This is a genomic window from Nannocystis sp., from assembly GCF_016714285.1.
Taxonomy (GTDB): Bacteria; Myxococcota_A; Polyangia; order Nannocystales; family Nannocystaceae; genus Nannocystis.
In genome coordinates this window covers 84,188-98,912 of sequence record NZ_JADJNN010000012.1, presented here as the reverse complement: position 1 = coordinate 98,912, position 14,725 = coordinate 84,188, and the positions used below count along the sequence as shown (strand labels likewise).

Sequence of the window (14,725 nt, the reverse complement as noted above, 5' to 3'; positions counted from 1 at the left end):
GCCGACGGGTCGATCTGTCGGTCGGGATGTTCCAGGCCCAGGTCTCGACCGGCGGGGTCGGCCGGCGCGCCTCGCCTCGATCGAGCACGGCGCCACCGCGGCACTCATGCCCACGATGCTGTGGATGCAGCGACGCGGCAAACCCATCACAGCCGCAGAATACTACTTGCCGGCGCAACCGAGAATCGCCCGAGCAGAATATGGGGCCGAACAGGCCGCGCTCGGGTTCGGACCGCGCTCCACCGCGTACCCCAGCACCAAGGCCGTCAGCCCTCCGGGCAAGCTCAGCGATCGAGCGCGACCACCGAGACGAAGAACATGGCCGCCGTGCCGACCGCGATCAAGCCCACGCACACGATCACCCAGAGCACCCGCCCGAACCCGGCCGAGAACGCCGCGCTCGCGGCCACGAAGCGCACGATCGTCGTCACCGCGATCACGAGGTCGAGGGCCGCGAGCACCAGCACGGTCCGCTCGGCGGCCGACACCGACGGCCCGGTCACGCCGACCCCGACCACCGCAGCCGCGAACATCAGCGCCATCGCCAGCCCACAATGCACCAACAGCGCCTGCAATCCCGCGAACATCCCGCCCCTCACTTTCCCAGCAAGCGCTGCTGCTCCGCGAGCAAACGCCGCAGCTCCGCGTGCGCCGCCGCGAGCTCCTGCGGGCTCGCCTCCTTCAGCGTGTAGCGAAACACCTTGCTGCTCACAGTCCTGCCGTCCTTGTAGACCGTGATGCCCATCAGCTCGCCGTCCTCCGTCCACGCCTTGCTCGGACCGTCGAGCTTGCCGGCCCGGTAGAAGCTCTCGAAGCGGCGCCTGCCGTTCGGATAGAACTTCACCTCGAGCCCCTCCTCCTTGCCCGCGACGTACGCGGTGCTCGCCTCGACGCGCCCCTGCTCGTCGAAGCTCCACCAGCGACCGCTCCACTCGTGGTGCTCGTAGCTGCCGCTGCGCGCCACCTCGCCGTTCGGATGGAACCACACGGCCGGCCCGTGGCGCCGCGACAGCGACTCGCCGACCTTGCCGGCGATCCGACACTCGATCACGTGATCGCCGACGCACTGCTGCGTCCCCGGCGGACACGGCAACAACGAGTCGAGCGACGGATCGGGCACGATCGGCACGTACGCCGCGAGGGGCGTCTCGGCCTGCTCCTCGGCGCTCGGCAACGGATACGCACCGGTGTCCCCCGGGGACGCGGGCGTCGAGCGATTCGTCGTCATCAGCGGGCAATGCTAGACGTGCCCGCCGATCCTGGCAACGAACGCTCCGACGACGCCAGCCACCTGTCCTTTGAGACATATCTCTACCGCCGACGCGCAGCCTCGCGCGCGGGCTTCATGACGGGTACGCCGCAGATATTGCTGAGGCCCGCGGCCCCCGTCCCGGCGCAGCGATTGCGCCCGCTCCAGGCACTTGCCCCTCGCTCCGTCGTGATACCGTGCGATCGTATCGTCCTCGAACTTGGAGGTGAAGCGATGTCGTGGATAGCCCTCGTCGGACCCGAGCTCGAGGAGAACCTCTCGCTGCGCTACCTCGCGGCCGCCCTGCGCACGGTCGGCTGGCGCGTCGAGATCGTCGCATTCAACCAACCCCGTGATCTCCCGACCGTGCTGCGCACGATCACGGAGGCCCCTGAGCCCCCGATCATGGTCGGCATCTCGGTGGCCTTCCAGTGGCGAGCCGTCGAGCTGCTCGCCGTGGCGATGGGCTTGCGCGAGGCCGGCTACCGCGGCCACATCACGATCGGAGGCCACTTCGCGACCTTCGCCGCGCCCGACCTCCTGCGCGACTTCCCGGAGATCGACAGCGTCTGCCGCCACGAGAGCGAGGAGACGATCGTCGAGCTCATCGCCGCGGTCGCCGGCGGCGCGCCGCTGACGGGCATCGCCGGCGTCTCGACCCGCGACCCCGACGGGATGGTGGTAGCCGGTCCGCTGCGCCACCCGCCCGCGCTCGAGACCCTGCGCCACCCCGACCGCGCCGGCCCGCCCAAGCAGTGCTTCGGCCACGCGCTCGCCCCCCTCGTCAGCAGCCGCGGCTGCTACGCGGATTGCTCGTTCTGCTGCATCGCCTCGTGGCACGAGCAGACCCTGCCGGGCAAGCGCTACCGCGTGCGACCACCCGAGGATGTCGCCGACGAGATGGTCGCCCTCAAGCGCGACCGCGGCGTCGAGATCTTCATCTTCCACGACGACAACTTCTTCGTCCCCAGCAAGAAGAAGAACCTCGAGCGCTTCCACGCCCTGGCCGACGCCCTCGAGGCGCGCGCGATCGGCAGCTTCGGCATCGTCGTCAAGGCCCGGCCCAACGACGCCGACCTCGAGGTGTTCCGGGTCATGCGCGACCGCCTGCACGCGCTGCGCTCCTACGTCGGCATCGAGACCGACGCCGACCAGGGCCTGGTGACCCTGCAGCGTCGCCTCGCCTCGCGCCAGAACCACGCCGCGATCGAGGTCCTGCGCGAGCTCGACATGTTCGGCTGCTTCAACATGCTGATCTTCGACCCCGACACCACCATGCCCTCGCTCGAGCAAAACCTCGACTTCATGGCCGCCGCGTCGGACTTCCCGTTCAACTTCTGCCGCACCGAGCTCTACGCCGGCACCCCATTGCTCAATCGCATGCTCGGCGAGCGCCGGACCACCGGCGACTACCTGCATTACGACTACCGCCTGCGCACCCCCGAGGTGCAGCGTGTGTTCGAGATGGCGATCGACGCCTTCACCCCGCGCAACTTCGGACCGGGCGCGCTGCACAACAATATCGGCGGCTGGCGCCTCGAGCTGGAGACCTGCCGCCTGTTCCACGCCGACGTGTTCCGGCCCGCGTGGCTCGCCCGCATGAAGGCCCTGCACCGCCTGGTCGGCGCCGACACGGTGACCGGCTTGCGCGCGATCCTCGGCCACGTGCGTCGGGCCAGCCGCGACCACGACGCCAGCTTCGTGCGCGAGCTGGCCCCGTCGCTGCGGGCCTTCGAGCGCGAGATCACCGACCAGTGGCGCGTCCTGAAGGCCGAGATGCTCGCCGCCACCGCCCCGTCACGCCACAATGCCACCTCGATCGGAAACGACGCGACCCCGCTCCAGCGCGCCGTCCCGGTCGACCATACCCCCGCGGAGGCCCTGCATTATGTCTGATCCCAACAATCACCGCCCCGGCCCGCACGACCGCGTGCAGGCCCACCTCCGCCGAATGATGGGAATGATGGGCGCCGCCTCGATCGTGGGCATTGCGACCACCGTCGCCGCGCCCGCCTGCGGTCCCAAATCCGACAACACGGGCACCGACACCGGAAGCACCGCCACCGACGGCACCACCGCTGGCTCCGCGACCTGGGACGACCCCTGCTTCCCCGACGGCTGCGACCCGCTGCCCCCGCCGACCACCAGCACGAGCACCGGCACCACCACGGGGCCCCCGACCACGGGCAGCTCGACCTGGGACGACCCCTGCTTCCCCGACGGCTGCGACCCGCCCCCGCCGCCGGACACCAGCGATAGCACCGACGCCGGCACCGATACCGACACCAGCAGCACCGGCACCGGCACCGATACGCTCGGCACCGGCACCGATACGAGCGGCACCGGTACCAGCGGCACCGGATCGTCCGGCGCCTGAGCGCCGCGCTCACCCGAGCGCCCGCGCCGCCTCGACCGCCTCCCCGTCGCGATATCGCAGCACATGCCCCCGCACCGCCGGCACCCGCGGCCCCGGCGTGATGATACCCACCAGATTCAGCGGATCACAGGTCGCCACCTCGACCTCCTCGCTCTCCGCGTCGATGCGCCGCGTCGCCCGCAGCACCTCCACCGCCTCGGGCAGCGCAAATTGCTCGCCACTGAGTCCCGACACGAACCTCCCGCCGCGGATCTCCCCGCGCGCCTCGAGTCGACGATAGATCTCGAGCAAGCTCCGCCACGGCGGCGCCCCCGTCTCGCGCCCCAGCAACACCCGCATCACAACTCCGTATCGTCGCAGGTACGAGCGCGCCAGCTCGACCGCGCTGCCGTCGCCGAACGGGTCCGGCACCGGCCCCTGGCCCAGCTCCCGGGCGATCAGCGACCACCGCCCGCGCAAGATCCGTCGCACCCCGCGGCGGCTCTCCGCCGTCTCGCACAACGCCCGCAGCCCCGCGAATCCATCGCTGGTGATCGCCCCGGCCCGCGCCAATTCCCACAGCGCCTCCTCCATCTCCGCCACCCCCACGCCGAGGCTCGCGCGCAGGTCCGCCGCGAACGCCGCCCCATGTGCCAACATTTCCGCCGCCCGCCGGGCCAGCGCCGACAAATGTGGCCACTCGTGCGCCGGCCCCGTCTCGCGCGCGACCAGGAAGCCCGCGTGCTCGCGCAGGAACAGCGCCACCTTGCCGGCCCCGCGCGGCAGCTCGCCGGGCTCCAAGCCCTCCGCGGGCAACGGTGACAGCCGGCCCCACGCCACCTCGCCCGACAGGCACAGCTCATCGAGCCACGCCGGGTCATAGCCCGCGATCCGCCGCGGCAGCACCTCGCGCTCCCACGCCTGCGCCGGCAGCTCGAGCCCCTCCAATTGTTCGATCACCCGCAGCAGCCCCTCGGCCCCGTGCAGCTGGGTCCCCGGCTGCACGTGCTGCCAGCGCAGCAGGAAGCGCACCAGCTCCGCCGGCGTCACCGGCCGGATCTCCTCGCGCAGCCGCCCCAGCGTCAATCGGTGGATCCGCTGCAAGATCCGCCGCTCGCACCACGTGATCGTCTCCGCCGCCAAGAACTCCCCCTGCAGCACGATCCCCGCCAGCTCGAGCTGCGCCAGCGCGGCCTCCACCTGCGATTCCGTCAGCCCGAGCATCCCCGCCATCGTCGCCGCCGAGCTCGGCCCGAGCCCCTGCACCAGCGCCCGCACCAGCCGCAACGCCGCCTCCTCCGCGTCGATCCCCGTGATCAGCGACGCCGGCAGCTCGATCGGCGGATCGATCCTCGCATCCGGCCACAATGCCCGCACCAGCGGCAAACTCTCCGCCGCGATCCACCGCTCCCCGTCCGCCTGCCACAGCGAGGTCGCCCGCCCGCGGGCCACCAGCGCCGCGAACAATCCGCCCCAGCCGGCCCGCGGCGCCAGCAACAGCGGCGCGCACAGCATATCGTGCAGCTCGTCCGCGTCGCGCGGCGCGTCGACCCCGAGCTCCACCTGCGCCGCCACCGTCGCCACCGCGTCGGGGTCGAGCGTGCGCAGGTCCCCGCCGCGCAGCGCCAGCTCGCCCGGCCGGGCCGTGCGCACCTGCCGGGCCCAGCGCTCCTCGAGCGGCGCGTCGTCGAGGAATGCATAGGGATTGGCCGCCAGGATGCCGTGCGCGAACGGTGACGGCGCCACCGTCTCGCAAGCCAGCGACTCGATCTCTCCCGCGTGCAATCGCCGCAGCATCGCCTTCAAGCCGGCCGCGTCCAGCGCCTCCTCGAGGCAATCTCGCGTCGTCTCATTCACCAGCGGATGATCGGGCAGCACGATCATCTCGCCGCCATGGTTATCCTGACAGCCCGCCTGCTCGGGGAAGACCGCCGCCAGCAGGTCCGCCGCGCGCATGCGCAGGATCGGCGGCGGCGTGCGACGCCCGCCCTGCTGGCGCAGCACCGCCAGCGCCCGGGTCGCGTTCCAGCGCCAGCGCGTCTCCCACAGCGGAGATTGCAGCGCCGCCTGGGTCAGCGCCTCGTCGACCGCGTGCTCGTGCAAGAAGTCAAAGATCGCGATCAGCGGGAAGGAGTGCTGCGGCCCCAGCGACAGCAGCACCGCGTCGTCCGTCGCCGCCGCCTGCAGCTCGAAGTCGAAGGTCCGGCAGAACTTCTTGCGCAGCCCCATCCCGAACGCGCGATTGATGCGCGCCCCGAACGGCGCATGAATGATCAGCTGCATCCCGCCCGACTCGTCGAAGAAGCGCTCCGCCACCAGTCGCTCCTGCGTCGGCACCACCCCCAGCGCCCGCGCCCCCTCCTCGACATACGCGATCGCCTGGGTCGCCGCGTCGCCCTCCACCCCGCCCTCGGCCAGCAGCGCCCGCGCCCCCACCAGATCGTCCGCCGCGATATGTCGCCACAGCGCCTCGCGCAGCTGCGCCAGCTCGGCCGACAGCTCCGCCGTGCGCGCCAGCCCCTCGCCGTTCCAGAACGGGATCGTCGGCGCCTGCCCCTGCGCGTCCTCCACCCGCACCCGCCCGTTCTCGACCCGCCGCACCCGCCACGCGTGCGAGCCCAGGCGAAACACATCACCCACCATACTGTCGATCGCAAAGTCCTCGTCGACCGAACCGACCACCGCCTCGCTCGCGTCCTCGATCACCGCATAATCCGCCTTGTCGGGGATCGCCCCGCCCGAGGTCAACGCCGCCAGCTGAGCCCCGCGACGCCCGCGCGCTGTGCCATGGATCCGATCGAGGTGAATGAGCGCTCCCTGCCGCCCGCGCCGCGTCGAGGTCCCGTCCCCCAGCATTGTCAACAGCTGGTCGAAGGCCGGCCGCTCCAATTGCACATAGGGCCCCGCCCGCCGGGTCATCGCCCACAATGCCGCCACCGACCACTCCTCCGCCGCGCAACTCGCCACGATCTGCTGCGCCAGCACGTCGAGCGGCGCCTCGCGCTGGACCGCCCGATCGATGCGCCCGGCCTGGATCGCCCGCACCGCCGCCGCGCACTCGAGCAGGTCGTCGCGCGTCAGCGCGAAGATCCGGCCCTTCGGCGTCCCCCCCACCGAATGACAGGCCCGCCCGACCCGCTGGCGCAGCACCGACATATTGCGCGTCGACCCGATCTGGATCACCAGCTCCACCTCGCCGACGTCGATCCCCAGCTCGAGCGACGCCGTCGCCACCACCGCCTTCAACGCCCCCGACTGCAACCTCGCCTCGACCAGCTGGCGCGTGCGCTTGGCCAGCGCCCCGTGGTGCGCCGCCACCAGCCCCTCGCCGATCCGCTGCTCGAGGTCGTGCGCCACCCGCTCCGACAGGCGCCGGCTCGGCACGAAGATCAGCGCGCTGCGGTGCTCCGCCAGCAGCGCCGCGATGCGCACATACACGTCGTCCCAGGCCGTCCGCGACGCCACCGCCGACAGTGTCTCGGTCGGCACCTCGATCTTCAGGTCGAGCGCCGCCCGCCGACCCGCGTCCACCAGGGCGCAGGCCCGCGGCCGCCCCGCGTCGTCCTGACCGACCAGCAGCCGCGCCGCCTCCTCCGCCGGATCGACCGTCGCCGACAGGCCGATCCGCTGCGATCGCCGCCCGCACAACACATCGAGCCGCTCGAGCGACAGCGCCAGGTGAGCCCCACGACGGTTGCCGAGCAGCGCGTGGATCTCGTCGACGATCACCTGCTCGCAGCCCGCCAGGATCGTCCGCCCCCGCGGCGAGGTGAGCAGCAGATACAGCGACTCCGGCGTGGTGATCAGCAGGTGCGGCGGCTGCCGCAACAGGCGCGCCCGCTCGGTCGCCGTCGAGTCCCCCGTGCGCAGCGCCGTGCGGATCGCGGGCACCACCATCCCCAGCTCCGCCGCCGCCTCGGCGATGCCGCGCAGCGGCGCCTGCAGATTGCGATCGACGTCCGCCCCGAGCGCCTTGAGCGGCGACACGTACACGATCTTCACCCCCTCACCGAGGGTCCCCGCCAGCCCGCGCCGCACCAGCCCGTCGATGCCCGCCAGGAACGCCGCCAGCGTCTTGCCCGAGCCCGTCGGCGCCATGATCAGCGCGTCCTGCCCCGCCGCGATCGCGGCCCAGCCCCCGCGCTGCGCCTCCGTCGGCCCCGCGAAGCGCCGCTCGAACCACCGCTGCACCGGCGCACAAAATTGGCCCGTCATGCGCGCGAACATAGCCGACGAGCTGATGATCTGTACAGTGCCCACTGGACCCGCGACGCCTTGCACCGCGCGCGAGCCCACGCGACCCTCGCCCCGCCGTGACCCACGATCCGCAGGCCCGCCCCGGCACCCTCGCCGTCCACGCCGGCGAGCCGCGCCCGCAGCCGCACGACGCCGTCACCACCCCGATCGCGCTGACCTCGACCTACGCCTTCCGCGACACCGCCGAGCTGCGCGACCACTTCGAGGGCCGCATCACCCGCGACGAGTACGGCCGCTACGGCAACCCCACCGTCGCCGTCGCCGAGCGCAAGCTCGCCGCGCTCGAGGCCGCCGAGGACTGCGCCCTGTTCTCCAGCGGCATGGCCGCGATCACCACCGCCCTGCTGACCCTCCTTCGCAGCGGCCAGCACGTCGTCCTCACCGCCGACGGCTACCGTCGCACGCGTCAGTTCGTCACCGGCTTCCTCGCCCGCTACGGCGTCGAGCACACCCTCGTCCCGCCCGGCGACCTCGCGGCGATCGCCGCCGCGATCGTCCCCGGCAAGACCCGCGTCGTCCTCAGCGAGTCGCCGACCAACCCCTACCTCCGCGTCGCCGACCTGCGCGCCCTCGCCGAGCTCTGCCGCCCGCACCGCGGCCTCAAGCTCCTCATCGACAGCACCTTCGCCACCCCGGTCAACCAGCAGCCGCTCACCCAGGGCGCCCACCTGGTCCTGCACTCGTGCACCAAGTACCTCGGCGGCCACAACGACCTGCTCGCCGGGGCCGTGTGCGGCGACGCGGCCCTGGTCGGCCTCGTCCGCGAGCAGCGCGGCGTCCTCGGCGGCGTCCTCGACCCGCACAGCGCCTACCTCCTGACCCGCGGCCTCAAGACCCTCGAGCTCCGCGTGCAGCGTCAGAACGCCACGGGCCAGCGCGTCGCCGAGTTCCTCGCCGGCCACCCCGCGATCGATCGCGTCCACTACCCCGGCCTCCCCGATCACCCCGACCACCTCGTCGCCCGCGCCCACATGCGCGGCTTCGGCGGCGTCGTCAGCTTCCTGGTCCGCGGCGACGAGGCCCGCACCAGCCGCTTCATCGACCGCTGCCAGATCGCCCGCATCGCCCCCTCGCTCGGCGGCGTCGAGAGCCTCATCGAGCAGCCCGCCCTCATGTCCTTCTACGAGCTCAGCACGGAGCAGCGCCTCGCCATCGGCATCCGCGACAACCTGGTCCGCCTCAGCCTCGGCATCGAGGACCCCGACGACCTGCTCGCCGACCTCGCCCGCGCCCTCGCCGACTAGGCCTCGCAAACCCTCTCGACGCCCCCCGTCCCGCGCCCGCGCACCTCACCTGTCCCTTCCGCCCTGTCCCTTCCGCCCTGTCCCTTCCGCCCTGTCCCTTCCGCCCTGTCCCTTCCGCCCTGTCCCTCCCGCATGACACCTCTCCGCGTCCTCAAGTTCGGCGGCTCCTCGGTCGGCGCCGCCGACCGCCTGATCCGCGTCACTGACCTCATCGCCCGCGAGCGGGCCCTCGGCCCGATCGCCGTCGTCGTCTCCGCCATGGGCGACACCACCGACTGGCTGATCGACGCCGCCCGGGTCGCCGCGAAGGGCGACGTCCTGGCCGCCGACCCGATCCTCGACCGCGTCGCCGGCCTGGCGATCGACACGAGCCGCGGCGCCCTGCGCGAGCTGCTGCGCCGCAGCAGCGAGACCGACAGCGCCAGCGATCCCAGCGACGCCCGCGCGCCGCACCCCGACATCCCCGCCCACGTCACCTCGCTGCTGCTCCCGCTGCGCCAGGTGCTCACCGGCGTCGCCCTCCTGCGCCAGTGCACCCCGCAGACCCTCGACCTCGTGCTCTCCTTCGGCGAGCGCCTGAGCGCCAGCATCCTCGCCGCCCTGCTCCCGCTCGCGGGCCTGCCCGCCGTGTTCGTCGACGCCCGCGACTGGCTCGTCACCGACGACCGCTTCGGCGCCGCCCTCGTCGATCAGGACGCCAGCCACGACCGCCTCGCCGCGCTCCGGCCCGGCTGGGGCGACGTCGTCGCCGTCCACACCGGCTTCCTCGGCGCCACCCCGGACGGCCGCAGCACCACCCTCGGCCGCAACGGCTCCGACTACACGGCCACCCTCCTCGCCAGCGCCCTGCGAGCCGCCGAGGTCCAGATCTGGACCGACGTCCCCGGCGTCATGACCGGCGACCCGACGATCCTCCGCGACGCCTACCCGATCGCCCGCATGTCGTATCAGGAGGCGCTCGAGCTCGCCAACTTCGGCGCCCGCATGTTCCACCCGCGGACCATGGTGCCGCTCATCGAGCGACGGATCGCCCTGCGGATCCGCAGCACCATGGACCCCGACGCCGAGGGCACCCGCATCGACGAGCGCGGCGCCGAGGCGGCCGGCCCGACCTGCGTCACCTCGCTCGAGAAGCTCGCCCTGCTCGACCTCCGCTGGCGCCGGATCAGCCACGAGGCCGGCGTCGGCGCCCGCGTCCTGCGAGCCCTCGAGCAGGCCGGCATCACCGTGTGGATGGCCAACCAGGCCGCCCACGGCCAGGCCGTCGCCGTCGTCATCCCGCAGGAGTCCGCCGAGCAGGCCAGCGCCGCGATCGACGCCGAGCTCGCGCTCGAGCGGGCCCGCGGCGAGGTCGACAGCCCCGGCGTGCGCGCCCCGATCACGCTGCTCACCCTCGTCGCCGAGCGCATGGATCCCCGCAGCGCCGCCGCCCAGTTCTTCCGCGCGCTCGGTCAGGTCGGCGTGCCCGTGCGGGCGATCGCCCAGGGCATGAGCTCGCGCTCGATCTCCTGCGCCATCGACGGCGGCGAGACGGCCCTCGCCGTGCGCACCGTCCACGCCGCCTTCAACTTCGCCCACGAGGAGATAAGCCTCCTGATCCTCGGCCACGGCACCGTCGGCGCCCAGCTGCTGGCCCAGATCCAGCAACAGCAGGCCGCGCTGCGCAAGCACCACGGCATCGCCCTCCGCGTCGTCGGCCTCGCCGACCGCGCTCGCGCCCTGTTCGAGCCTCAGGGCCTCGAGCTCGGGCGCTGGCAGGCCCACCTCGCCGAGGCCCCCGCCCTCGCCAGCAGCGACACCCTCACCGCCCTCACCCCGCTGCTCGATCGCCTGCGGCGCCTGCCCGCCCCCGTGCTCGTCGACTGCACGGCCGCCGACGGCATGGGCCCCGTCTACGCCGAGGCCTTCGCCCGCGGGATCCACGTCGTCAGCGCCAACAAGAAGCCCCTGACCCTCGGGACAGGTCCCGACGGACAGCTGCGCGCCGCGGCCCGCAGCGCCCACGCAGCGTGGCGCTACGAGACCACTGTCGGCGCCTCGCTCCCCGTCATCGCCACCCTCGCCGACCTCGTCCGCACCGGCGACCGCGTCCACCGCGTCGAGGGCTCCTTCTCGGGCTCGCTCGGCTACATCGCCGGCGAGGTCATGCGCGGCGTCCCGCTCTCCCAGGCGGTCCGCCAGGCCCGCCAGCGCGGCTACACCGAACCCCACCCGCGCGACGACCTCAGCGGCCTCGACGTCGCCCGCAAGGCCCTCATCCTCGCCCGCGAGCTCGGCCTCACCCTCGAGCTGGCGCAGATCCACGTCCACCCGCTGGTCCACAGCGACCTGCTCGCCGAGGACGACCTCGAGCGCTTCTTCACCGGCCTCGCCGACTATGACAGCACCTTCGCCGCCAGCCTCGCCGAGCTCAAGGCCCGCGGCCGGGTCCTGCGATACCTCGCCCGCATCGACCTCGCCCCCGACACCGGCGAGTTCCGCGTCCGCGTCGGCCCGATCGACGTCGCCCCCGACCACCCCGCCGCGACCCTCAAGGGCGCCGAGGCATTCGTGGCATTCACGACCGAACGATATGAAGAATATCCGCTGGTCGTCCGCGGCGCCGGGGCCGGCGGTGCCGTCACGGCGGCCGGGGTGCTGGCGGATGTGCTGAAGATCGCCCAGACCCTCCGCGGCCGATAGGAGCCTGGTCCTCGTTTTCGTGAGACAATACACGGACAATCGTCACGTGCCTGGGCACCACTTCCAGTGTAGAGTGCAACAGGGATCGCACCATCAAGGACACCGCGGATGTTAGATAGAGCCGTCATCACCATGTGGTCGCGCGCGAGCCGCAAGGAGCCGATCGAGGTTCGATTTATCCAGCCAGCGATCGCCACGTTCTTGGCATGCACGCGCATCGCCCGCGGACAATTGCATGTAGATTTCGTGAACGACACTCAAGAGTACGCGAAGCTGAGCGGGCTCGACGACGCCCTCGCCGCCAATCACGCGGCCATGAGCAAGGCCCGCCGGGGACAGCAAGGCCAGACTTGGAGCCCACTCACGACGCTATTTCACCACGCAGAGATCGAAGCGTGCAATCAAACGATCAATGATCTCATCTTCGCCCAACTCGGCGGAATGCCGCGCGCTGCGATCGATGCCATGGCACGCGTTGTGGGCGAGTTGCATGATAATATTGCCTCTCATGCGGATGGGAGGGGATTTTCCGCGGCACAGTTCTACCCAAGTCGCAGTGACCACCCGGCTCGCCTCGAGCTCTCGGTCGCGGATGCTGGGTGCGGATTCTTGAGCAACGTCCGACGGGCCCAACCATCAATCACGAATCACGAGGATGCCATCCGATGGTGCTTGAAGAAGGGCAACACCGCCGGTCGTCACACCGCCAGAACACTCCCGCAAGACGCGATCGTGCAAGGCGACCCCTACGCCGAATCGGAGGGTGGATCGGATCAGCGAGACCACCACATGGGATGGGGTCTCCACCTCCTGACTGAGCTCATCCGCGCGAGCGGTGGCGAGCTCTGGATCTGGACAGGAGACACTTCGTTTACGATGAACAAGGATGGCACGAGTGCTTACGCGCTCACACCTCTGCCTTGGCCAGGCGTCATGCTCAACATTACGCTCTTCCCGGCCAGCGCTCAGGCGATGAGCTGGGACCTTTCATCTCCACGTTTGCAATCTTTGGCGGAGGATCTCGGCCTATGACGTCTGCGCTTATTGTACTGATTAACTACGGAACTGACCTCAGCAGCCGTACAACTGGCGCGGGCATTCGCGTCGCCATCCGCAACATGCTCGCACACGCGACCGAATCGGTGACCGTAGATTGCACAGGGATTCGCACATTGAGCGAATCCTTCGCCGATGAGCTGTTCGGCGTTCTGGTGGCAGAGAAAGGCAAACCGTGGTTCCGAAAGCACGTTCAGGTCACTGGGATGACAGATAGCACTCGCGGAGCGATACTCCGGGCCATCGACGCGAGGCTCAATACACTTTCGGTCGAATGATCGTCCGCACGCGCGGGCGCGCTGGAGTGGCTCCATCGACGGCGGCCACGAGATGTTCGGCAACGGCACCCCCTCCGGCGACCACGCCAGCCTCGACGGCGCCATCACCCCAGGCGCAGGACCCTCTATGCCGCTCGCACGCCCGGTGACCGCTGAACAGAATCAGATCCAGGACGCACTCAGGTGCGAGGTGGCAACCGCTCGAGCGCCCTCGCATGCGCCACCTCCGGTAGCATCGCCCACTGCTCTTGGCTGAGTTCCCAGACGAGATTCACGCGCTCGGCGACCGTCAGGGACGCCCAGTACGCGGCATCACGGGCATCTTCGTCGTCCGGGTCGCCAGGCCGACGGACCCAGGTCGGGGAGTTGGCCCGGCGTGCGCGACGCTCCTCGTCCATGGACGCAGGGTATCACAGGCCGAACGTCGCAGCTCGGTCCGTCAGGGACACCTCGGCGCCGCATCACGGACATCGTCGTCATCCGGGTCACCAGGCCGACGGACCCAGGTCGGGCAGTGGGCTCGGCGTACGTGACGCTCCTCGTCCACGGACGCAGGGTATCACAGGCCGAACGGCTCCCGGACCGACCGGCAAGGGCCGGGAACGCGTGAACGCGGCCGAATTGCGGCCCTTGCGCCTTCGCCGAGATTCTGTCACGCTCGCGGTGGTATCTGTATGTTCGATATCGTGAGGAGGCTTTATGAACGCGTTGTCGTGGGTGCGCAGCGGTGGATTCCTGGTCGCGCTCGCAGCGGGCGCGTGCGAGGGCAAGCATTGCAGCGAGATCGGCGAGACCCGGCCGTGCAGCGAGGACGACATGCCGTGGGTCGAGCGCTGCGTCGAGGGCTCCGGCTCCCGGCCGGTGTGGGGCACCTGCGCCCCGGACCTCTGCGAGCCCGGTGAAGACGTGAAGTGCACACATTCGGAATTCACGACGACCTGCGTTGTGGACAACGATGGCGTCGCCAGCCCCGCGGACACCTTCGACGATTGCGACACCCCGCTCGTGCTTGCCTTCGACGCCCGCGACCCCGTCTTCACCACCCCGCAGAGCGGCGCGCCCTTCGACATCTCCGGCGCCGATACCTGCACCACCCCCGACTGGCCCACCGCCGCCACCCCCTGGCTCGCCCGCGACCTCGATCGCAGCGGCTCCATCGACGGCGGCCACGAGCTCTTCGGCAACGGCACCCTCCTCCCCTCCGGCGACCATGCTCGCCACGGCTTCGCGGCCCTCGCCAGCGTCGACTCCAACCTCGACGGCGCCATCACCCCCGCTGACCTCGCCTGGCCCGAGCTCCTGCTCTGGTCCGACTATGACAGCGATCGTCGCTCCACTGGCTGGGAGCTGCTCCCCCTCCACGCCCACGGCGTCGCGTCGATCAGCCTCGACTACCACCTCGCCCCTGTCTGCGACCCCCGCGGCAACTGCAGCCGCGAGCGCGCAGCCTTCACCCTCAATCACAGCGCCCGCGCTCACGGCGAGGTCATCGACGTATATCTGCGATGTGAGTAATGGAGAGATTATGAACATACTATGGTCAGCGAGAAGCTATGGGTTCCTGCTCGCGGTCGCAGCGGGCGCGTGTGATGATGACCAGCCG

General features: G+C 71.0%; 11 protein-coding genes. 7 read left to right on the top strand and 4 right to left on the bottom strand.

What is annotated here, in order from left to right; translation table 11 throughout:
• Window positions 1-284: 284 nt before the first annotated feature.
• Window positions 285-542: a hypothetical protein gene (locus IPJ59_RS21325; protein WP_293273093.1), complete on the bottom strand. Its 258-nt coding sequence runs from the start codon at window positions 540-542 to the stop codon at window positions 285-287.
• 53 nt (window positions 543-595) lie between these two features.
• On the bottom strand, window positions 596-1,228 hold the full coding sequence (locus tag IPJ59_RS21320) for a toxin-antitoxin system YwqK family antitoxin (protein WP_293273092.1): 633 nt from the start codon (window positions 1,226-1,228) through the stop codon (window positions 596-598).
• 255 nt (window positions 1,229-1,483) lie between these two features.
• On the opposite strand from IPJ59_RS21320, the gene IPJ59_RS21315 reads away from it, so the two are divergent.
• Complete coding sequence (locus IPJ59_RS21315; RefSeq protein ID WP_293273091.1) at window positions 1,484-3,145, top strand: B12-binding domain-containing radical SAM protein; 1,662 nt, start codon at window positions 1,484-1,486, stop codon at window positions 3,143-3,145.
• Window positions 3,138-3,626 carry a hypothetical protein gene (locus tag IPJ59_RS21310; RefSeq protein WP_293251151.1) on the top strand — a complete coding sequence of 163 codons (489 nt, stop codon included), beginning with the start codon at window positions 3,138-3,140 and terminating at the stop codon, window positions 3,624-3,626. The genes IPJ59_RS21315 and IPJ59_RS21310 overlap by 8 nt, the downstream gene beginning before the upstream one ends.
• Window positions 3,627-3,635: 9 nt before the next feature.
• On the opposite strand, the gene IPJ59_RS21305 is transcribed toward IPJ59_RS21310, so the two are convergent.
• Window positions 3,636-7,820, bottom strand: a complete 4,185-nt coding sequence (locus tag IPJ59_RS21305) for a DEAD/DEAH box helicase (protein WP_293273090.1) — start codon at window positions 7,818-7,820, stop codon at window positions 3,636-3,638.
• Window positions 7,821-7,918: 98 nt separating this feature from the next.
• Between IPJ59_RS21305 and IPJ59_RS21300 the strand changes: the two genes are divergently transcribed.
• From IPJ59_RS21300 to IPJ59_RS21285, 4 genes are all read left to right on the top strand, one after another.
• Window positions 7,919-9,106, top strand: a complete 1,188-nt coding sequence (locus IPJ59_RS21300) for a trans-sulfuration enzyme family protein (RefSeq protein WP_293273089.1) — start codon at window positions 7,919-7,921, stop codon at window positions 9,104-9,106.
• A 132-nt stretch (window positions 9,107-9,238) separates the two neighbouring features.
• Window positions 9,239-11,788: a bifunctional aspartate kinase/homoserine dehydrogenase I gene (gene thrA, locus IPJ59_RS21295; RefSeq protein WP_293273088.1), complete on the top strand. Its 2,550-nt coding sequence runs from the start codon at window positions 9,239-9,241 to the stop codon at window positions 11,786-11,788.
• A gap of 132 nt (window positions 11,789-11,920) precedes the next feature.
• Window positions 11,921-12,820, top strand: a complete 900-nt coding sequence (locus tag IPJ59_RS21290; protein WP_293273087.1) for a hypothetical protein — start codon at window positions 11,921-11,923, stop codon at window positions 12,818-12,820.
• The gene (locus tag IPJ59_RS21285; protein WP_293273086.1) at window positions 12,817-13,122 is read left to right on the top strand and encodes an STAS-like domain-containing protein; all 306 of its coding nucleotides are present in this window, start codon (window positions 12,817-12,819) and stop codon (window positions 13,120-13,122) included. The genes IPJ59_RS21290 and IPJ59_RS21285 overlap by 4 nt, the downstream gene beginning before the upstream one ends.
• A 179-nt stretch (window positions 13,123-13,301) precedes the next feature.
• Here IPJ59_RS21285 and IPJ59_RS21280 read toward each other — a convergent pair whose 3' ends face one another.
• The gene (locus IPJ59_RS21280; protein WP_293273085.1) at window positions 13,302-13,520 is read right to left on the bottom strand and encodes a hypothetical protein; all 219 of its coding nucleotides are present in this window, start codon (window positions 13,518-13,520) and stop codon (window positions 13,302-13,304) included.
• 301 nt (window positions 13,521-13,821) lie between these two features.
• Between IPJ59_RS21280 and IPJ59_RS21275 the strand changes: the two genes are divergently transcribed.
• Window positions 13,822-14,637 (top strand): calcium-binding protein, encoded by an 816-nt coding sequence (locus tag IPJ59_RS21275; protein ID WP_293273084.1) that lies wholly within the window; start codon window positions 13,822-13,824, stop codon window positions 14,635-14,637.
• The last annotated feature ends 88 nt before the right edge of the window (window positions 14,638-14,725 follow it).